At 65.3% G+C, this 19,778-nt stretch carries 21 protein-coding genes; 14 read left to right on the forward strand and 7 right to left on the reverse strand.

All coding sequences use genetic code 11. The features are described from left to right. Positions 1-5 precede the first annotated feature (5 nt). The 11 genes from B3H47_RS11380 (at position 6) to B3H47_RS11430 (ending at position 9,532) form a co-directional block, all read left to right on the forward strand. Positions 6-1,493, forward strand: coding sequence for a glutamate synthase subunit beta (locus tag B3H47_RS11380; RefSeq protein ID WP_276710460.1), 1,488 nt, complete (start codon positions 6-8; stop codon positions 1,491-1,493). An 81-nt stretch (positions 1,494-1,574) separates the two neighbouring features. Continuing rightward, positions 1,575-2,207, forward strand: a complete 633-nt coding sequence (locus B3H47_RS11385) for a gamma-glutamylcyclotransferase (protein WP_041608352.1) — start codon at positions 1,575-1,577, stop codon at positions 2,205-2,207. Positions 2,208-2,315: 108 nt separating this feature from the next. Then, positions 2,316-2,504, forward strand: coding sequence for a hypothetical protein (locus B3H47_RS11390; RefSeq protein ID WP_013122443.1), 189 nt, complete (start codon positions 2,316-2,318; stop codon positions 2,502-2,504). 67 nt (positions 2,505-2,571) lie between these two features. After that, on the forward strand, positions 2,572-4,446 hold the full coding sequence (ycaO, locus tag B3H47_RS11395) for a 30S ribosomal protein S12 methylthiotransferase accessory factor YcaO (protein WP_286987070.1): 1,875 nt from the start codon (positions 2,572-2,574) through the stop codon (positions 4,444-4,446). 35 nt (positions 4,447-4,481) lie between these two features. After that, positions 4,482-5,108: a thioredoxin fold domain-containing protein gene (locus B3H47_RS11400; protein WP_276710323.1), complete on the forward strand. Its 627-nt coding sequence runs from the start codon at positions 4,482-4,484 to the stop codon at positions 5,106-5,108. Positions 5,109-5,599: 491 nt separating this feature from the next. Next, the gene (locus tag B3H47_RS11405) at positions 5,600-5,794 is read left to right on the forward strand and encodes a hypothetical protein (RefSeq protein WP_286987071.1); all 195 of its coding nucleotides are present in this window, start codon (positions 5,600-5,602) and stop codon (positions 5,792-5,794) included. A 7-nt stretch (positions 5,795-5,801) separates the two neighbouring features. Continuing rightward, the gene (locus tag B3H47_RS11410) at positions 5,802-6,221 is read left to right on the forward strand and encodes a hypothetical protein (protein ID WP_156054518.1); all 420 of its coding nucleotides are present in this window, start codon (positions 5,802-5,804) and stop codon (positions 6,219-6,221) included. A 9-nt stretch (positions 6,222-6,230) separates the two neighbouring features. Next, positions 6,231-7,241 (forward strand): hypothetical protein, encoded by a 1,011-nt coding sequence (locus B3H47_RS11415; RefSeq protein ID WP_276710332.1) that lies wholly within the window; start codon positions 6,231-6,233, stop codon positions 7,239-7,241. Positions 7,242-7,250: 9 nt separating this feature from the next. Next, positions 7,251-8,114 carry a heavy metal-binding domain-containing protein gene (locus B3H47_RS11420; RefSeq protein ID WP_013104955.1) on the forward strand — a complete coding sequence of 288 codons (864 nt, stop codon included), beginning with the start codon at positions 7,251-7,253 and terminating at the stop codon, positions 8,112-8,114. A gap of 28 nt (positions 8,115-8,142) precedes the next feature. Beyond that, positions 8,143-8,847 (forward strand): PspA/IM30 family protein, encoded by a 705-nt coding sequence (locus tag B3H47_RS11425; RefSeq protein WP_286987072.1) that lies wholly within the window; start codon positions 8,143-8,145, stop codon positions 8,845-8,847. 91 nt (positions 8,848-8,938) lie between these two features. Further along, on the forward strand, positions 8,939-9,532 hold the full coding sequence (locus B3H47_RS11430; RefSeq protein ID WP_286987073.1) for a thioredoxin fold domain-containing protein: 594 nt from the start codon (positions 8,939-8,941) through the stop codon (positions 9,530-9,532). Between the two features lie 14 nt (positions 9,533-9,546). Here B3H47_RS11430 and B3H47_RS11435 read toward each other — a convergent pair whose 3' ends face one another. Together B3H47_RS11435 and B3H47_RS11440 are read right to left on the reverse strand one after the other, a co-directional pair. Then, positions 9,547-10,212, reverse strand: a complete 666-nt coding sequence (locus B3H47_RS11435) for a thioredoxin fold domain-containing protein (RefSeq protein ID WP_286987074.1) — start codon at positions 10,210-10,212, stop codon at positions 9,547-9,549. Positions 10,213-10,319: 107 nt separating this feature from the next. After that, complete coding sequence (locus tag B3H47_RS11440) at positions 10,320-11,315, reverse strand: SLAC1 anion channel family protein (protein ID WP_276710347.1); 996 nt, start codon at positions 11,313-11,315, stop codon at positions 10,320-10,322. A 159-nt stretch (positions 11,316-11,474) separates the two neighbouring features. On the opposite strand from B3H47_RS11440, the gene pdxH reads away from it, so the two are divergent. Next, positions 11,475-12,113 (forward strand): pyridoxamine 5'-phosphate oxidase, encoded by a 639-nt coding sequence (gene pdxH, locus B3H47_RS11445; protein ID WP_286987075.1) that lies wholly within the window; start codon positions 11,475-11,477, stop codon positions 12,111-12,113. Between the two features lie 16 nt (positions 12,114-12,129). Here pdxH and B3H47_RS11450 read toward each other — a convergent pair whose 3' ends face one another. Further along, positions 12,130-12,513: a hypothetical protein gene (locus tag B3H47_RS11450; RefSeq protein WP_286987076.1), complete on the reverse strand. Its 384-nt coding sequence runs from the start codon at positions 12,511-12,513 to the stop codon at positions 12,130-12,132. A gap of 41 nt (positions 12,514-12,554) precedes the next feature. Between B3H47_RS11450 and B3H47_RS11455 the strand changes: the two genes are divergently transcribed. Next, positions 12,555-13,145, forward strand: coding sequence for a thioredoxin fold domain-containing protein (locus B3H47_RS11455; RefSeq protein WP_286987077.1), 591 nt, complete (start codon positions 12,555-12,557; stop codon positions 13,143-13,145). A gap of 8 nt (positions 13,146-13,153) precedes the next feature. Here B3H47_RS11455 and B3H47_RS11460 read toward each other — a convergent pair whose 3' ends face one another. The 3 genes from B3H47_RS11460 to msrA all read right to left on the reverse strand — a co-directional run bounded on the left by B3H47_RS11460 (position 13,154) and on the right by msrA (position 17,254). Further along, positions 13,154-15,202: a TonB-dependent receptor gene (locus B3H47_RS11460; protein ID WP_286987078.1), complete on the reverse strand. Its 2,049-nt coding sequence runs from the start codon at positions 15,200-15,202 to the stop codon at positions 13,154-13,156. 409 nt (positions 15,203-15,611) lie between these two features. Continuing rightward, positions 15,612-16,694: an HPP family protein gene (locus B3H47_RS11465; protein WP_013104963.1), complete on the reverse strand. Its 1,083-nt coding sequence runs from the start codon at positions 16,692-16,694 to the stop codon at positions 15,612-15,614. After that, on the reverse strand, positions 16,691-17,254 hold the full coding sequence (gene msrA / locus B3H47_RS11470; protein WP_276708171.1) for a peptide-methionine (S)-S-oxide reductase MsrA: 564 nt from the start codon (positions 17,252-17,254) through the stop codon (positions 16,691-16,693). Before msrA ends, B3H47_RS11465 begins: the two co-directional genes overlap by 4 nt. A gap of 139 nt (positions 17,255-17,393) precedes the next feature. Here msrA and B3H47_RS11475 point away from each other — a divergent pair, with 139 nt between their 5' ends. Continuing rightward, positions 17,394-17,912 (forward strand): copper chaperone PCu(A)C, encoded by a 519-nt coding sequence (locus tag B3H47_RS11475; protein ID WP_276708169.1) that lies wholly within the window; start codon positions 17,394-17,396, stop codon positions 17,910-17,912. A gap of 292 nt (positions 17,913-18,204) precedes the next feature. On the opposite strand, the gene ubiD is transcribed toward B3H47_RS11475, so the two are convergent. After that, positions 18,205-19,758 (reverse strand): 4-hydroxy-3-polyprenylbenzoate decarboxylase, encoded by a 1,554-nt coding sequence (gene ubiD / locus B3H47_RS11480; protein ID WP_276708165.1) that lies wholly within the window; start codon positions 19,756-19,758, stop codon positions 18,205-18,207. Positions 19,759-19,778: the final 20 nt, after the last annotated feature.

Below are 19,778 nucleotides of genomic sequence, written 5' to 3' on the forward strand. Positions count from 1 at the left end.
CGACCATGGGAAAAATCACCGGATTCATGGAATTCGAGCGGCAGGAAGAACAGTACGAAGCCCCCGCCGCGCGGCTCAAGCACTGGAAGGAATTCGTCCACGAACTGCCGGAAGACAAGGCCAAGACGCAGGCTGGGCGCTGCATGGACTGCGGCATTCCGTTCTGCAACAACGGTTGCCCGGTCAACAACATCATTCCCGACTTCAACGACCTCGTGTGGCAGGGCGATTGGAAGCGCGCGCTCGACGTGCTGCATTCGACCAACAACTTCCCCGAGTTCACCGGGCGCATCTGTCCCGCGCCGTGCGAGGCGGCCTGCACCCTGGGCATCAATGAAGCGCCGGTGGGCATCAAGTCCATCGAGCACGCCATCATCGACCGGGGCTGGAACGAAGGCTGGGTGACGCCGCAACTGCCAGCGCACAAAACCGGCAAGACCGTGGCCGTGGTCGGCTCCGGCCCGGCAGGGCTGGCGGCGGCACAGCAACTCGCCCGTGCGGGACACGCCGTCACCGTGTTCGAGAAGAACGACCGCGCTGGCGGTCTGCTGCGCTACGGCATCCCCGATTTCAAAATGGAAAAGAGCCATATCGACCGTCGCATTGCGCAGATGCAGGCCGAGGGCGTGACTTTCCGCACCGGCGTGCTGGTGGCCGAACTGCCCAAGGACGGCCCCGGCGCCACCGTGGCCAACTGGGCCAAGGAGACCCTCACTCCCGCTCAGTTGCAGGCCGACTTCGACGCGGTGCTGCTGACCGGCGGCGCCGAGTTTCCCCGCGATCTGCCGGTGCCGGGCCGCGAACTCGATGGCATTCACTTCGCCATGGAGTTTCTGCCGCTGCAGAACAAGGTCAACGCCGGAGACAAGTTGAAAAACCAGATTACGGCCACGGGCAAGCATGTGGTGGTGATCGGCGGCGGCGACACCGGCTCGGACTGCGTGGGCACCAGTAACCGCCACGGCGCGGCCAGCGTTACACAGTTCGAGGTCATGCCGCAGCCGCCTGAGGCAGAGAACAAGCCGCTGGTCTGGCCGTACTGGCCGATCAAGCTGCGCACCTCCAGCAGCCACGAAGAAGGCTGCTCGCGCGACTGGGCGGTGGCCACCAAGGAGTTCATCCCCGGAACCGGCAAGGACAAGAACAAGGTCAAGCAGCTCAAGGCCTGCCGCGTCGAATGGAAAGACGGCCGCATGCAGGAAGTGCCCGGCAGCGAGTTCACCCTGCCTGCCGATCTGGTGCTGCTGGCCATGGGCTTCGTGCATCCGGTGGGCAGTGTGCTCGACGCCTTCGGCATCGACAAGGACGCGCGCGGCAATGCCAAGGCGGGTACCGAAGACGAAACCGGCTACGCCACCAATGTGCCCAAGGTGTTCGCCGCGGGCGATATGCGCCGTGGTCAGAGCCTGGTGGTGTGGGCGATCCGCGAAGGCCGCCAGGCCGCGCGCGAGATCGACCGGTTTTTGATGGGCAGCACCGTGTTGCCACGTTGATGCAGCGTCCGACCCTTACGGATCGTTCGTTTTCTGATCTATATAGGGTCGGTGCAGCCGGGTTTCTCGGACAATGCCGGGATGATGCGCGAAGCCGATGACGATCACGGCCTGCCCCAGTTTCCGGGGCGGGATCCGCAAGACATGCTTGAGGCCACGCTGGCCAGCCGCCCTGATGGCGACCTCTGGGTGTTCGGCTACGGCTCGCTGATCTGGAACCCGGAAGTCGTGCATGACGAAGTGCGGCCTGCGCGAGTCTGGGGCTGGCGGCGCACGCTGCGCATGTGGTCGCGCATCAACCGGGGCACGGAAGAAGCGCCCGGCCTGGTGTTCGCACTGATGTCCGGCGGTTCCTGCAGCGGCATTGCCCTGCGCGTGCCCCAAAGTCGGGCCGAGCGCGAACTGCGCCAGTTGTGGAAGCGCGAAATGCCTCGCGCCGTCTATGACCCGCGCTGGATTGCCTGCCGCACTCCGCAGGGCGTGGTGCAGGCGCTGGCCTTCACCCTGCGGCCCAGCAGCCCGAGCTATACCGGTGAACTAGACGACGCGCAGTTGCTCGACATTCTGCGCACCTGCCGTGGCCGCTACGGCACCACTTTCGATTACGTCGCGCGCACTGCGCAGGCGCTGCGCGACATCGGCATTCGCGATGCCGAGTTGGAGCGCATCATGGAACTGGCCACGCAGCACCGTCTCGACGCGAAGAGTGCTTGATGCGGCGAGTCCGGGCCGCGACCTTCGATAGCATGTGATATTCCCGCTTCGCGCCCCAAAGTCTTCAGTGGCTGCAAGGCCTCTTTCACCATTCACCAGGACACCCCATTGGTCAAGCCAAATTACTCCTACGAAAAGCGTCAGAAAGAACTCGCCAAAGAGCGCAAAAAGCAGGAAAAACTGCAGCGCAAGGCCAATAAACCCGACAGTACCGATGCGCCGGGCGAAGATCACGGTAGCGCTGCGCCGCCGAACTCCGTTCCCTCCGGCAACGCCAAGCCAAACTCCGAGAGCTAACCACAGCGCACAGCGGGGCGGCGGGCGCAGGCTCTATGCTGAGCGCCCTTCTCCACCGGCCCCGCCCATGACCTCCCCCGAACATTTCATTCCCGGCAAGGACGCTTCGCTCGAACAGTCCATCGCCACGCTGCGCGGCAAGCTGAGCGCGCTGGGCTTTCACCTCGAAGAGCGCTCCTGGCTCAACCCGGTGGAAGGCGTATGGTCGGTGCATGTGCGCGATCACGACTGCGCGCTGCTGTTCTCCAACGGCAAGGGCGCCTCCGAGCTGGCGGCGCGGGCCAGCGCGCTGGGCGAGTTTGTCGAGCGCTTGTCCACCCATTATTTCTGGACGCATTTCTACCTGGGCGAGGCAATAGCCCACCGTGCGCATGTGCATGCGCCGGGTGAGCGCTGGTTCCCGCTGAACGGCGACGCCTGGCCCGAGGGGCTGCTCAACCCCGAGCTGCGCGCCTTCTACAACCCGCACGAAGCGGTGCCTGCCGCGCAGCTCGTCGACCTCAACTCTGGCAACGAGGCGCGCGGCATTTGCGCGCTGCCCTATCAGCGCCTGTCCGACGGCGCGACCGCCTACTTTCCGGTCAACCTCATCGGCAATCTGTATGTGAGCAACGGCATGTCGGCTGGCAACACGCTGATGGAAGCGCGCACCCAGGCGTTGTCAGAGATTTTCGAGCGTCATGTGAAGTTCCGCATCATCCGCGAAGCGCTATGTCTGCCGGACGTGCCCGAGGACGTGATCGCGCGCTACCCGCACATTGCCGCCGGCATCCGCGGCCTGCGCGAGGCGGGCTTCGGCATCGTGGTGAAAGACGCTTCGCTCGGCGGGCGCTACCCGGTGATGAACGTCACCCTGCTGCACCCCGGCGATCAGGGCTGCTTCGCCAGCTTTGGCGCGCACCCGCGCTTCGAGATCGCGCTGGAGCGCGCCCTCACCGAATTGCTGCAGGGCCGCGCGCTCGACGCGCTGGCCGGATTTCCCGCGGCCGGCTTCGATCGTGACGAGATCGCCGATCCGCAAAACCTGGAAATCCATTTCGTCGATTCCAGTGGCGTGCTGTCGTGGGAGTTTTTGCGCAGCACGCCCGATTTCGCTTTTGCCGACTGGAACTTCGGCGCCTCCACCGAACAGGATTACCACTGGTCAGTGGCCGCGCTGCACGCCGAGGGTCATCAGATCTTTGTTGCCGACTTCACCCAGCTCGGCGTTTACGCCTGCCGCATCCTGGTGCCCGGGGTGAGCGAAATCTATACGGTGGACGAACTCGAATACGAGAACAACAGTGTGGGCATTGCGCTGCGCGCCGACATCGCCCGCTTACCGGAATTGTCCGGGGACGAATGCGTTGCGCTCTACGACCAAATCGTCGAACTGGAACTGGCCGACGAACGCCCGGTGAGCGTGCTCATTGGTCTCGCCCCCGACCCCGAGACCGCCTGGGCCGGGCTCAAGATCGGCGAACTCAAGTTGCTGCTGGCGCTGGCCAGCGGCGACGACGACGCCATCCTCGAAGGCTGCGCCTGGATCGCCCAGTATGGCCAGCGTAGCCCGGAACGGCTCAAGGTGTTTCGCTGCATCGCCGATCTGCTCAAGCTGCAGGACGCCTCAGAGGGTGTGAATGAATCCGGCGTGGCCGAGCAGCGCGCCCAAAGGGTTCCAATCAAGGCGCAAAGCACAGCCGTGCCCGTCGGCACGGCGCGCATTTGCAACGCCGAGTGGGACGATTTGGGTGCGACGAGCGGGCATGGCGGATTCGTTCACACCCTCTCACTCTACGCCCCTGCGCTGCGCCTGCTCTACGGCAGCTATACCCTCGACCTTGCCCTTGCGCTGCTCAACCAGGAACAGCGCCTCTGGGGACTGGGCGCCCTAGGCCCCAACTTCGAAGCCAGCGTCAACCACAGCGCCTTGCTGGCCGCGTATCGCAAAGTGAGTGGCTGATCAGGATGACTTCCTGAGTTGCGAAAGGCGATGCCATGGTCCGATCACGTTTTTGTTCTCGACTTCTTTGCCTCGGCGGTGCCGCCTTTTGTCTGGGCGCTCTACCCGTTCAGGCCCAGCAGCAGGCGGCTTCGCCCGCGGTGCAGACCGGGGTTGCGCCCGACATCCGGGCCGCGGCGCAGGTGCTCGCGCAGTTGCACAAGACCACGCGCATTCGTGAAGGTGAAGGCCCGCGCGTGCTCACCGTGTTCTTCGACCCCAATTGCCCCTATTGCCGACAGCTTTACAGCACGCTGCGCCCCTACGTTGGCAAAGACGGTTTGCAGGTCGATTGGGTGCCCGTGGCCATTCTTGCGCCGAGCAGCGCGGCCAAGGCGGCCGCCATCCTGCAGGCCAAAGACCGGCTGCAGGCGTTTCGCGCGACCGAAGAACATGGGCTCGACCCCAACCGCCCTGCGTCGGCGCTACCGGGTGAGGGGCAAATCACGGCAGCCACCGGCCGCATCCTCGCGGCCAATGTCGGCGTGCTCAAACAGGCCGGGGTGTATGAAAGCGTGCCGCTGGCGGTCTATCGCGACCGCAACGGACTAGCACAACTCGCGATGGGCGCCCCGCGCGATCAGGCTGCCCTGCGGGCGTGGCTGCAGTCGATCGGGCCCTGAGGTTGCTCGTCCCCCTCGGGGGGCCTGACGCGAACGCGGCAGGTCTGGGGGCGCTCTCAGACGACATTCCTGGCTTCGCTTTGGCGAGTCTTAAGGCACCGCACTTTTCTGGACGCTGCCGATCCAACAGCCATCGCCCATGATTGAGCGTGAAGCAAAACCCGCGGCGCCAGCAGGGCGAACGCGGCTTGGCGGGAGCCGGACATGGAATCTGCGAGCAGTGAGAATGGCCAGGGGCCGCCGAGCAGCGCCGGGGCACACGCGGCAACGGTGGAGCTCGAACCGACGCAAACGCTGCCGCGCGACGGCTGGCTCGACAGCGGCTACCGGGCCTACCGCGTCGAGGGCGAGACCTACATCACCAGCAGGGTGAAAAACCTCATCATTCGCGGCGGGCGCAATATTTATCCGCGCCAAGTCGAACTCTCCGTGGGCGAGCTGGCCGGGGTGCACAAAGACTGTGTGGTGATGTTCGGCGCGCCCGACAGGGGGTGCTGGCCCCGCTGCACACCGTGCGCCAGACCTCCAGCGGCAAGCTGCGCCGCGACCCCGGCCTGCTCGGCTTTCACCTCGGCCCGTTCGAGGCGGCGGTGCGGGCCGACATGCCGGTGGTTCCGGTGATTTTGCGCGGCACCCGCGCGCCGCGGCTGGCCTCGATGTTCCCTCACCACGCTCCCCACCCATGACCCACCTATGAACGACACTCTGAATCCCACCGATCCCGGCGCGGACGACGCCAACCAGATCGATCTGCAAGCCGCCTGGATCCGCCGCTCCAGCGCCGACATCCAGGCCTTTGTCGAGGGTCTGGCTGCGCGCCTCGAAGGCGATCTGCCGGGCCAGGTGGATGTGGTGCGCAAGCGCGACGGCCTGTTCGCCAAGACCAGCCATGTGCAGAGCATCACCGTGCGCACCGAGGAGTTTCATTACCTGCTCGAACGCCATCCTTCCGGGGTGCACACCCAGCGCGCCCGGGTGGTGGGCGGGGTCATCCTCAAGCGCGACGAACTGAGTCTGGCCGGGTGGATGCAGAGCCTGCTGGCAGCGCTGTTTTCGCAGTCCGGCGAACTGCAGCGCGCCAGCCAGTCGCTGCATGATTTTCTGATGCACTAGGAGCACGGCATGTCACTCTGGAACACTTTGAAGCAGCGCGCCGAGAGCGTCGCGCAGGACGCGCGCCATGCGGTGGACGGGCTCACCGCGTCCGCCCACACCCTGGCCGCACCGCGTGCACTCAGCGCCGATGAACTGGCGCGGCAGCAGGCTTGGGCCGAGGCGCTACCCGGCAATGACCTGCCCGAATTCGTCAAGGCCCGCTTGGCCGCCACGGCGCGGCGCGAGCTGCCTTGGGTGAGTACCGCCACCGCGGCGGAAATGCTGGCGCAGCGCATTCACGGCATCGAGCCGCTCGGCATGGTCAACGGCAATTGCTGGTACCACTTCGACTACTCCTGGTCGGACGGGCACTACGACGGCTGGCATCACGCCCTCGACCGCCTGCGGCTGGAGGCCGCGCTGCTGGGCGCCAACGCAGTGGTCGACGTGACCTTGCAGGCGCATGCCGGGCAGGGGCCGAACGATGTGGATTTCGCGCTCACCGGCACCGCGGTGCGCATTCGCGGTCTGCCGCCCTCCACCGACCCGGCGGTGGCCACGGTGTCGGCGCTGCACTTCGTGCGTCTGCTCGATGATGGGGCGGTGCCCGTGGGCATTGCCATCGGCGCGCACTTCGACTGGTATCTGCCGCGTGCCTCGGCCTACGGCGCGGGGTTCGGGATGATGAACAGCTCGCCCTTCGGCGCTTCGGCGCAGACGGCGTATCAGGCCGGTGCGCTGTGGAGCAATGCTGAACTGAGCGAGCTCTCGGCCTTTCAGCAGCATGTGCGTCTGAGCGCCATTGAACATCTGCGCAGCGACGGCCAAAGGCTGAACGCCTCGGTGCTGGCGCATACCGAATACACCGAACTCACGCGCGAAGAGGGCGATGGCGGCGAGCCGCCGCGCTTTCAGTGCCGCTATATCGCCATCGGCACCGCCGTGGCCTACGAGCGCAACCGTCCGCTGCGCTCCCGCGTCTGCCCCACATTCAGCCTGGCGGACCGTCAGCTCGAAGCCCCTCGCTCCCAACCCTAGGAAACCATCATGAACGATAGAACCGCATTGCCTCAGACCGAAACTCCCGCGGCCTCCGCCGCCGAGCAACTCGCGCCCCACGCGGTGGAGCGGCTCAAGGGCCTGCGCGCCCAGGGTAGCCATGAGGGCATCTTCACCTCCGACCTGTCGGTGAATGAATTCGTCATGGTGCGCCAGGCCGGGTTCGAGCCGCTGGGCCTGGTGGTCGGCTCCTGCGTCTACCACCTCGGCATTCAGTACGGCCAGTGGTCCACCAGCATGGAAATGGACGTGTTGTCGCAAGCCATGTATCAGGCGCGCGAACTCGCCATGAGCCGCATGGAGCAAGAGGCCATTCTGTTGCGCGCCGACGGCGTGGTCGGCCTGCGGCTGGAGGTCAAGCGCATGGAATGGGACAAGGACATTCTGGAGTTCATGGCCATCGGCACCGCCATTGCGCACCGCACCGGCGACCCCGGCTTCAAAGGCGTGGGCGGCAAGCCCTTCACCTCCGACCTGTCGGGGCAGGACTTCTGGATGCTGCTCAAGTCGGGCTACCGGCCGATGGAAATGGTCATGGGCTCGTGCGTCTATCACGTCGCCCACCAGGGTGCGCTGCGCTCGCTCGGCAATCTGGGCAACAACGTGGAGCTGGCGCAGTTCACCCAGGCCATGTACGACGCCCGAGAACTGGCGATGGAGCGCATGCAGCACGAAGCCGCCGCCGCGCAGGCCGACGGCATCACCGGCGTGCAGTTGCACGAAGGCTCGCACAACTGGCAGCCGCATGTCATCGAGTTCTTCGCCGTGGGTACCGCGGTGAAGGCGATGGAGCAGGCCGACGCGCTGGTGGATGCGCTCAACCCGCAACTCGTCATTCCAGTGAACGACTGAACCATCTTTGACCTGAAGGAGAACTCTCATGACCCTGTTCAAACACGCCGCCGAAATTCTCGAAGCCCGCGTCAACACCTTTCTCAACCACGCCGACGACCCGGCGCAGACGCTGGATCTGTCTTACGAAAAAATGGTCACCACGCTGCAGGACACCAAGCGGCACCTGGCCGATGTGATCACCGAACGCATCTCGCTGGAAAACCAGATGACCGCCGCCAAGCACGATGCCGACAAGGCCGAAGCCGACGCCCGCATGGCGCTGCAGGCGCAGCGCGAAGACCTGGCGCGCGCCGCTCTGGGCGAAAAGCAGGCCGCGCAGCAAAAGATCGATTCGCTGCAACAGGCGCACGACAGCGTGGCCGCGCAGGCCGAGAAGCTCACCGCCTACGAGAGCAAGCTGCAGGACCGCATCGAACAGTTCCGCACTCAGAAAGAGGTGATGAAAACCCAGATGGCAGCCGCCAGCGCCGAGGTCGGCGTGTCCGAGTCGCTCACCGGTCTGGGCGCGGGACTGGCCGATGCCGGCGACGCCATGCGCCGCGCGCAGGACAAGACCTCACAGATGCAGGCCAAGGCCGAAGCCCTGGAGGGCATGACCGAGGCCGGCATCCTCAGCGATCCGCTGGACCAGCGCGACAGCACCGAGAAAGCGCTCGATAAGCTGCGCACCTCCACCGGGGTGGACGCCGATCTGGCCCGGCTCAAAGCGCAGATGGCGTCGGCCAAGTAAGCGTTGGAGCTCGGCCTCAGGTCTTCTGCGCGCGCGCTGTGTTTGCGGCATACTGCGCCGACAAACATCCCACAAGACGAGGAGACTGCCCATGACTCTCAACCGCCGTGCTGCGTTGCGCACCGCCTTTGCCGCCGTCGTCGCGGCCAGCGTCATGGGTCTGGCGCCTTTTGCCAGCGCCCAGCAGACCCAGAACCCCGACGCCGTCAAAGTGCTCGGCGAGATGGGCAAGGCCACGATCATCACCGAAGGCCGTGGGCCGCGCGTGATCTACATCTTTTTCGACGCCAACTGCCCCTACTGCCACGAGCTCTACACCAACCTGCGCCCGAAAGTGGGCAAGGACGGACTGGAGATTCGCTGGGTGCCCGTGGCCGTGCTCACCCCCACCAGCGTGACCAAAGGCGCCGCCATTCTTCAGGCGCCAGACCGTCTCAAAGCGTTTCACGAAAACGAGAACACCTACGGCAAAGGGCCCACAGGGCAGGGCGGCGGCATCGCCCCGGCCAGCAAAGTACTGCCCGCCACAAGCGCCATCCTCAACGCCAACAACGCCTTGCTCGAAGCCACCAAATCGCCGGGCGTGCCCACCCTGCTTTACCGCGACAAACAGGGCGACGCCATGCTCGTCGTCGGCCCGCCTGATGCGCAGCAGCTCAAGGACATCCTCGCGAGCGTGAAGTAGCTCAGGACCGCGCGTCAACTGGCGCTGCGCAGCACGGTTGCGATGGCATCTTCCGGCAGCAGGCCGACGATCAGGTGGGCACGGCCGTTGGCGGTGCGATAGAGCATGACCGGAAAGGTGTGCAAATTGGCCTGACGCATGAGCGCGGCGTTGGTCTGAAGCTGGTGCAGCACCCGGGCGCCGGGGTGGGCCAGGGGGCGGATGCCGCCTGCCGGGCTGTCGCCGAAGTTCCAGTCATCCTCGTTTTTGTGGAAAGCTTTGAGCGGATCGGGTGCGGCGAGAATGGCCGCGGCCTTGCCCGGGCTGCTGGCTTCGAGTTGCCCCACCGGAATCCACCGCAACTGCAATCCGCCTTTGCCGACCTCCGCCCGCGTGGCCAGGTAGAGCTTGTGCGAAAACGGGCAATTCGGATCGAAAAAGATGTAAACGATGCGCGGCCCGGCGCCCTCCTGAATCCAATACGCCGAGCCGATCGCCTTGAACAGCTTGGCCGCCCGGGCCGCCTCGGGGTCGGCCGACCATTCCGCGCTGGAATTCGCCGCCTCTGCCGCGGGGGACTGCCAAAACAGCGGCAGGGTCGCGGCAGGCCACACTAGAGCCAGCCGCAACAGACGCCGCCTTGACGTCGAGGACGGCCGTGCGCAAGGCGCATGAGGAACTACGGCGCTCTTTTCAGACACGGCGGCCTCCTTGGGGTGGCGGCTTCAAAGTCACGGCTTCACATTAAGCAGCGTCACGCCGCCTGTAAAGCACAGTTACCCTGAGTCGCGCCCCAGCAAGTCCGCCCTCATTCCGGGATGAACACCTTGCCGTCCCCGATGGCCTTGAGGGTGAGCACCACGAGCAGGGCGATGAGCGCGGAGGTCAGCGCCAGCAGCGCTCCGCCCAAGCCCATGAGAAAGCCGCTGCCAATCTTGCTGCCCATGGTCAGTGAAGCGATGGTGATAGCGGCCAGCGGGAAGGAATAGGCCCACCACGACATGAAGAACGGCACCTTGCGGAACTGCGGAATTTGATAGAACAGCAGCAGGGTGGTGAACAGCCCCACATAGAACAGCACGCGGGCGAAGTTGTCGATCACGCCGCCGTCCAGCGCCAGATACGACAGGAAGCCGACCGCCGGAGGTGCGATGAGGATGAACAGCGTGGGCAGCAGCTTGGCGGGCACCGGCGGGTGGAAGAAAAAGCGGTTCATCATCACTGTGAGCAGCACGATCCAGAACACCAGCCCGACGCTGAAAAAGAACCAAGAGATTTCGGGCGAGCCGTGCGTCATGCCGGCAATGGGCACCAGTATGTTGCCCACCACCGGAATGAACCAGGCCGGTGTGGAGTGCTGGATTTGGTAGTGCGTGTGGTGAATCCACGACGACATGATGACCACGGTGAACACCAGATGCAGCGTAATGCCGCCCCACCACATGGCCTGCGACCAGACGGGCTGCACATGCAAAAAGGCGATGGACAGCAGCAGCGCGCTGATGGAAATGGCCGGGAAGAAGCTGATGCGCACCGGGTGGTTGAACTCGGCCCTGAGTTCGCCGGGGTAGCGCAGGGCCTTGGCGCCATAGCCCAGCAGCAGCAAGACAAACAACGCCAGCGCGACATAGCTCAGGCCGATGCCCACGCCGTGCGGCATGGCGAGCACCTGCGCCGACTTGTGCCAGGCGATGGCCAGGCCGGTCGTGCCCATGACGGTGGCGAACAGGGTGATGGGAAAGTGGGCCAGCCAACTGCTGGCGTGCGCCGGTTCGGCGGATTGCGGTGCGGAAGTCGTGGACATGGTGTGGGTAATAGTTGAGAAAAATGGTATGGAATTGTGGGCGCGCGGTCGCTGATTGATATTGATCGAACGCAATATTGAAAAATTTTGATACATGATTGTGACTTCAGTCACATCCTCCGCAAGGAGCCTGCCGGGCTCCATTTCTATACTCCCTGCATGAAATCACTTTCCGATTTGCGCAAAGACTACAGCCGGGCCGAACTGGACGAGGCTCACGCCGAGGCCGATCCGCTCAAACAGTTCGAGCATTGGCTGCAGCAGGCCATGGACGCACAGGTGCCCGAGCCCAATGCCATGACCCTGGCCACCGTGGGCGAAAACGGCCGCCCCTCCACCCGCGTGGTGCTGATCAAACACGTCGATGCGCGCGGCATTGTCTGGTACACCAACTATCACAGCCGCAAGGGCCGTGAGCTGGCCGCGCACGCCTTCGCCGCGCTGCAGTTCCACTGGGTAGAGCTCGAGCGGGTGGTGCGCATCGAGGGGCGGGTGGAGCAGGTCAGCGCCGAAGAGTCGGACGCTTATTTCGCCAGCCGACCGCTGACCTCGCGCATCGGCGCCTGGGCCTCGCCGCAGAGCGAGCCCATCGACGGACGCGGCACTCTGCTCAAACGCGCCGCGGAATACGGGCTGCGCTACGGCATCAGCCCGCCGCGTCCGCCGCACTGGGGCGGCTACCGTCTGATTCCCGATGCCTGGGAGTTCTGGCAGGGGCGGCCCTCCCGCCTGCACGACCGACTGGCGTATGCGCTACAGGCCGATGGCCGTTGGAAGCGCCAACGCCTGGCGCCTTGAATCTTGAACAGTTGCGTCAGTCGTCGAGCAGTTCCAGTGTGGCCGCGCTGTCGATGCGGCGGATGGCGACGCGCAGTTCCACATACTCGGGCAGCTCGCTCATCGGCGTCGGGTCGGCTTCGCAGGCGCAGCCCGGAATGATGCTGAAGTAGCTCAGCCCCGCCTTCACCCGCAGATCGTCGTCGCCTTCACTGCGCTGCAGCACCATCAGGCTGACGTCGTCGATCAGGGCGTGGCTGCCGCGGCGTATGCCTTGCTGCAACGGGCCGATCAGCGCCCCGGTCTGTTGCAACTCGGCCAGCAATACAGCGCCGAAATTGGGCTGGGTCCAGGCGCTATGCGCGGCGGGTAGGGTGAGCATCATGGTGGACAGTGTGCTGAGGGTGAAATTCTGCGGCATTATTGACGCTGTTGATCCATCCATACAACAGGGAGACCCACATGCCTTCGCCTCAATCCATTCATCGCCGTCATTTGTTGCGGGTTTTGGCGGCCGCCCCGTTGATGGCTGCTTGGCCCGCCGCCCGGGCGCAAAGCGCCCGGCAGGCCGAGGGCATTCTGGCGAATATCAGCAAGGCCACGTTCATCGCCGAGGGGACGGGGCAGCGCGCGCTCTACATTTTTTTCGATCCGAACTGCCCGTTTTGCCATGAGCTGTTCAAGAAGCTGCGCGCCTTCGTGGGCAAGGACGGGGTGCAGTTCCGCTGGATTCCGCTGGGCATGCTCACCCCCAGCAGCCTGCCCAAGGCGGCGGCCATTCTGCAGTCGCCCGATCCGCTGACGGCCTTTCACAAAAACGAGAACGACTACGACTTCGCCGCCAACGGCCAACCCGGCGGCGGCATCGAACCGGCGGAGTCCATCACCCCCAAGGTACGCGCCGAGCTGGCGGCCAATCTCGCGCTTTACAACAGCGAAAAGCTGTTTGGCGTGCCGGTGATGATCTGGCGCAAGGCCGATGGCCGCGCCGACATGATGATCGGCGTGCCCTCGGGTGCGCAGATTCAGATCATGCTCAAGCAGGCGCGCTGAAGCAGCGCTCACAGGCTAATCTGCACCCCGGCGGCGATGCCGCGTCCGGGCAGCGGCGCGAGTTGGCGCAGGGTGTCGATCGCGCTGGCGCTGTAAGCCGTCTGGTCGAGGAGGTTGTTCAGTTTGACGAACCACAGCCCGGTGCGGCCACTTGCCGTGAAGCGCTGCGTCAGGCTGGCGTTGACGCGCACAGACCCAGGAGTCGGGCCGAGCAGATCGCTGCTGGGCACGCGGTTTTGCCGTGCGGCCATCTGTGCTTCGACGCGCGCGCTCCAGTTGCCGCGGGTGTAGTTCAGCGCCGGAGTGAAGTGCAGCGGGGCGATGCGCGGCAGCGGCTGACCGTTGGTCAGGTCGTCGGCGCGCACCCAGTCGAGCCGTGCGGCGAGATCCAAGCGCTGCCCACCCTGGTCGAGCAGGGGTTGCAACAGGCTGGCTTCGATGCCGGAAAAGCGCGCCTGCACGCCGACGTAGAGAAATTCCGGCAGCAAATCTGGCGTGTCCGGCGGCACCGGATTTCCATCGCCATCAACGGTTTGGCCCCCGCGAACCAGCCCGATGTAATTGCTGTAGCGGGTGAGAAAGGCGGTGGCGGAATAGCGCGCTCTGGCGTTTTCCACCTTCACGCCCAGTTCCACGCTGTTGCTGCGCTCCTTGCGCAGCGCGGGGTTGCCCCGCTCGTAGGCGCCGGTGGCGTCGTGCGGGCCGTTGGCGTAGAGCTCGTCGTAGCTGGGCGCGCGCTCGTTGTGCGCAAGCGTGCTGGTGAGCGCCACCTGCGGCGTGAGCGCGTATTGCGCCTGCACCGCCACGCTCATCGGCGTGAAGCGCTGCGCGCTGGCGGCGCCAAAGCGGGCGATTCCCGTGGCGCCTTCACCGTCTGAACTCACCCGCGCGCTTTCCAGTCGCGTCCCGGCCGACCAGGCCCAGCGCCCGCTGGCACCGCTGGCCAGGCCGAAAACCGCGGTATTGCGGGTGTGGGTCTGCGGCAGGAAGGCCTCGTCCCCCAGCGCGGAAAAGTCCAATCGCAGCGCCTGCAAACCCAGTTGCAAGTCGATGCCGGCCAAGCGGCGGCGCAGCGACAGCCGCAGCGTGTCGCCCTGGTTGACGAACCGGGTCGCGGGCTGGCCGGAGTCGAGTTCGGTATGGCGGTAATGGGTATGGGTGTAAGCCAGGGCGAGCGCCTCGGCGCCGAGTACATGCCGCAGTTCCCCGCGCAAGCTGGTGCGTTCGGAGCGCATGTCGATTTCCACGTTGGGATCGACGATGGTGCCATAGCGGTTGGCATCGCTGCGCACCGAAAGGCCGACAAATCCCCAGCGGCCGGTCACCCCGCCGCCCAGACCGCCGCCGTAGCCGTCGGCGGCGGAGTTGCGCACCCGGCCATCGACGATCGACTCTGCCTGCGCACCGTTTGGGGCGACATAGTCGCTGGCTCGACGCTTATAGCCGTCGGCGTGCAGGCCGAGCGCGCCGTTGCCGCCGTCGAGCGAAAACGCCGCCGATCCGCCAGGAAACGCGCTGTCGCCGCGGAGCTGAGCGAGACCTTCGACGCCGCGCAAGGGCGCGGTGGGAATGGCGTCGTCGATCACGTCCACCACCCCGCCGACCGCGCCGCCGCTGTAGGGCAGGGCTTGCGGACCGCGCAACAGCTCGATGGCGCGTGCCGCCAGCGGGCTGAGCGGGGCGTTGTGGTCATAGCTCGCGGCGGAGGCGTCGAGCAGCGGTGAACCGTTGGACAGGATGTCCACCCGGTTGCCATCGAGCCCGCGCACGACGGGTCGGTCGGCGTTCGGCCCGTACCAGGTCGAGGTCAGTCCCGGCAGACCGGAAAGCGCGGCGCCGAGGGTGCTCGACTCGCCCTGGCGCAGCAGGAGCTGCGGCCCGGTCAGATCGACCGTCGGCGCGCCTGGTGCGCCAATGACAGGGGCAGCGACGACATCAATCGCAGGCAAGGAGGGGGTCTCGCCAGCGGCCTGCGCCTGCGCGGGCATGGTCTGCGCGAGCAATAACGCCAGCGCCAGAGGCCGCAATTGCGGCAAGGGGTTGAGGGTTTTCGGCATGGAGGACAGGGCAGAAGAAACGTCTGAGAACGATTCGAGTGTTACGTTATCTTATAACTCTTAACTGCGATGTGAAGGGCCTGTGTCGCGTCCGTGCCTTATGAGAAACCCCAGGTCTGCCCCAAGTTTTCTTGTCCACCTCGCGGCTTGCAAGCCGCTCGGATTCGGCTCCGCGCAGGCTGTCGCAGAGTGGATTGGGGCGTGGGCCTCATCCCCCTCGCAGCTTGCAAGCTGCTCGGATTCGGCTCCGCGCAGGCTGTCGCAGAGTGGATTGGAGCGTGGGCCTCATCCACCTCGCGGCTTGCAAGCCGCTCGGATTCGGCTCCGTCCAAGCTGCCGCAGGGCAGCTTGGAGCCGCGGGCCTCATCCCCTTGCGGTCTGACGTCAAGGGGGGCGGACTGGGGCGGTTTTACCCTGTCGTGTCCGGGTGTCCTTGCTGCGCGGGCCGGTGCAGGGCGCGCATGACGTCGCTTTGCGTGATCATGCCAACCAAGCGTGCGGCGTCATCGACCACCGGAATGTGATGGTGGCCGCTGCCCGCGAAGAGCGGAATCAGCTCCGACAGATGCCGTGCTGCAGACACCACCTGCACCCGCCGCGTCATGCGCGCGGCAACGGGTGTGGCCGACTCGCGCATGGCGCTGGGCGCTGCATCCGGGTCGGTGCGCAGATCGGCCGCGGTGACGATGCCGATGACCTGCCTCTGTGCGTCGATCACGGGAAGCGCCTTGATGCCATGCTCTTCCAGGCGATGCAGGGCGTCGGCCACGCTGTCATCGGGGCGGGCGGTCTGCACGTCACGCTGCATGATGTCGCTGCAGCGCACGCTGTCCAGCCGCTGTTGGTAGGCCTGCGTCTGGGCGTCTTCGAGCAGGCCACGCAGGGTGGCGCGGTCGATGTCGAGCACTTCGCCGTAGCGGGCCACCGCGGCGTCGATGGCGCTGGAGAGTTCGTCCGCATTGGGCAACACGGCGTCAGCCGCGGGCTGCGGGGCGGGGTGCGGTCTGCGCGTGGCCGCATGCCACAACAGGGCACAGAGCACGAGCAGCGCGGAGTTCAAGGCAACTGGCATGAAGGCAAAACGCCAGTCCGTGGTGTGGGTCAACACCGCCAGCAAGGCCGCCGCGCCGCCTGGCGGGTGCAGGCATCGCGCCTGAAGCATCAGCGCAATCGCTCCGCCGACGGCCATGCCGGCTGCCAGCCAAGGCGGGCCGATCCAGAGGGCGCAGGTAATTCCCGCTAGCGTACCGAGGGTGTTGCCGCCAATCACCGACCAGGGCCGTCCCAGCGGGCTGCTGGGCAGCGCAAACACAATGACGGCGCTGGCGCCGATGGGGGCGACCAACCACGCCAGCTGCGTCCAGCCGCTTGCGCCTTCGACCCACTGGCTGATCGCGCCCACGGCGGCCACGCCCAGCACTGCGCCCAGCGAAACACGAAACCATTCGGCGATGCCTACGCGCGGGCTGCCCGCGGCCTGTACCGCGCTCATGCATCCTTACGCAGCAAGGCGGCGTATTGGCGGCGCAGCTTATCGACCTTCGGCGCAATCACCGCGGCGCAGTAGCCCTGATAGGGATGGTGCGTGAAATAGTCTTGATGTTCGGACTCGGCGGGACTGTAGTTCGCTTCCGGTGCGATCTCGGTCACGATGGGATCGGTGAAAAGCGCTTGATCGCGCAGGCCTTGCACATAGGCGCGCACGGCGGCGAGCTGGGCTGCGTCATGGGTGTAGATGCCCGAGCGGTATTGCGTGCCGACATCGTTGCCCTGCCGGTTCAAAGTGGTGGGGTCGTGCATGGCGAAAAATACCTCGAGCACCGTGTCCAGACTCAGCACGTCGGGGTCGAAATCCAGCCGGATCACTTCGGCATGGCCGGTCTGCCCCGTGCAGACCTCACGGTAACTGGGGCGCAGCGTCGTGCCATTGCTGTAGCCGCACTCCACGCGCAGCACACCGCGCAGCGGGCGGTAGGCGGCGTCGAGGCACCAAAAACAACCGCCAGCGAGGGTGATGCGCTGGGGCAATGCGGGCAAATTGAAGTCGGACATGGGGCGAGAGTCGTGAGTGCGGCAATTTGCCGCGGTCTGGGGATTGTCGGAGGCTGACAAAATGCACGCCTTTTCTATGGCGATTTTCGCTGACTATCCGCGGAGACGTTGTGCGGTCGTAAATATGAGGAGTGACTTGATGAAGCGTCTCAATTTGAGCCGTCGCCAGACACTGGTGATGACTTCTGCCCTGCTGATGTGGGCCGCCGCCCCGGCCGCACTGGCGCAACGCGCAGGGGATATCGAAGTGACACGGGCGCAGGCGCTGCCGTCGATTCCCGGTGCGCGCAATGGCGGCGGATTTCTGACTCTCGTCAACCACGGTAAGCAAGACGACAAGATCGTGTCCGCCGCCTCACCCGTCTGCGGCCATGTCGAGCTGCACACCATGAGCATGGAAAACAACATCATGCGTATGCGCGAGGTCGGCGACATTCCGGTGCCCGCAGGCAAGACCCTGCGCATGCAGCCGGGTAGCGGCTATCACCTGATGTTCATGGACTTGAAAGCCCCGCTGAAAGAAGGCGAGAGGGTGCCGGTGACGGTGAAATTCGCCCATGGCGGGCAGATGGAGCTGCAACTCAAGGTCGAGCCGCGCGACAAGATTGCGGGCGATGCGCCCATGCCGGGCAAGGCCATGCAAGGCGGCATGCACTGAGAAGCCCGCAGACCCCTGAAATTGAGACGGGCCGCAAACCTGGAGGTATGCGGCCCGGGGTTCCGACAGTCGGGTTTGCTGCCGCCTGTCAAGCTCATGCAGGGATGCATGATGGGGGTCTAACAACAGTCCGGGTTCCACCCGATCTGTTCGCCGTAGCAGCTGCACTGCAACGACGAACCAAAGGTACGCCTCCTGCGTTGTCTGCGTCAAGATGAAACATGACTGCGGGCAAGGGGTATGGCTGAATCGCCCGAACAGCCTCTGCGCAATGCCTTGAATTCATTGCGTTTTATGTCGCAATCGGGCACGCCAGCAGGGCGTCGATCAAGCCTTGCATGCGAGCCTGCGCCTGGGCATCCTGCAAGATGGCGCGGCCCCATTCGCGCTGAGTCTCGCCCGGCCACTTGTGGGTGGCGTCCAGCCCCATTTTTCCGCCCAGGCCCGACTGCGGCGAGGCGAAGTCCAGATAGTCGATCGGCGTGTTGTCCACCAGCAGCGTGTCGCGCACCGGGTCCATGCGGGTGGTGATGGCCCAGATCACGTCGTTCCAGTCGCGGATGTTCACATCGTCGTCGGTGACGATGATGAATTTGGTGTAGAGAAACTGCCGCAGAAAGCCCCAGATGCCGAACATCACCCGCTTGGCGTGACCGGCGTAGGCCTTGCGGATGGACACCACGGCGAGCCGGTAGCTGCAGCCCTCGGGCGGCAGATAGAAGTCCACGATCTCAGGGTATTGTTTCTGCAGGATGGGCACGAACACCTCGTTGAGCGCCACGCCCAGCACGGCGGGCTCGTCCGGCGGCTTGCCGGTGTAGGTGGAGTGGTAGATCGGCTGCTCGCGATGGGTGATGCGCTCGACCTCGAACACCGGAAACCAGTCTTGTTCGTTGTAATAGCCGGTGTGATCGCCGAACGGGCCTTCGAGCGCGTGGAGATAGCCGTTTTTCTCCATCAGCGGCACGCCGGTTTCGCTCTCACCCTTCCACCCGGCTGGAGCGGGCGGCAGATGGCCTTCGAGCACGATTTCCGCCGAGGCGGGAACCTGTAGATCGAGCCCCACGCAGCGAGCCACTTCGGTGCGCGCCCCGCGCAGCAGGCCTGCGAACTGGTATTCGCTCAAGGTGTCGGGTACGGGCGTGACCGCGCCCAGCGTGGTGGCCGGATCGGCGCCCAGCGCAACGGCCACAGGGAAGGGTTGCCCAGGATTAGCCAGGGCGAATTCCCTGAAATCGAGGGCGCCGCCCCGGTGGGCGAGCCAGCGCATGATGAGCTGGCGGCGGCCGATGCGCTGCTGGCGGTAGATGCCCAGATTTTGCCGCTTGCGGGGTTGCGGCACGTTTTGCGGGCCTCGCGTGATCACCAGTCCCCAAGTGAGCAGCGGCGCCACGTCGCCCGGCCAGCAGGTCTGCATCGGCAGGCGGTTCAGGTCGACGTCGCCGCCCTCCAGCACGACCTGCTGGCAGGCGGGGCGCGAAACGGTACTCGGGCGCATGTCCCACACCGCTTTGACCAGATGCATCAACTCGCCCGCATCTTTCAAGCCTTTCGGCGGTTCAGGCTCCTTCAGGCGGGCGAGCACTTCGCCGATGCGGCGCAGCTCGCTCACCTCTTGCGCCCCCATCCCCAGCGCCACGCGCTGCGGCGTGCCGAACAGATTGCCCAGAACCGGCATGGCGTAGCCCGTCGGCCTTTCAAACAACACCGCTGGCCCACCCCCGCGAAGCAGGGCGTCGCAGACCACCGTCATGTCGAGATGCGGCGATACGGGCTCGGCCGTGCGCCGCAGCAGGGAAAGAGTCTCCAGTTGGGAGAGGAAGTCGCGCAGATCCCGATATTTCATATAACCAATAGAAGTGAAAG

This window comes from Thiomonas sp. UBA7699 (assembly GCF_002482605.1).
Lineage (GTDB): Bacteria > Pseudomonadota > Gammaproteobacteria > Burkholderiales > Burkholderiaceae_C > Thiomonas > Thiomonas arsenitoxydans.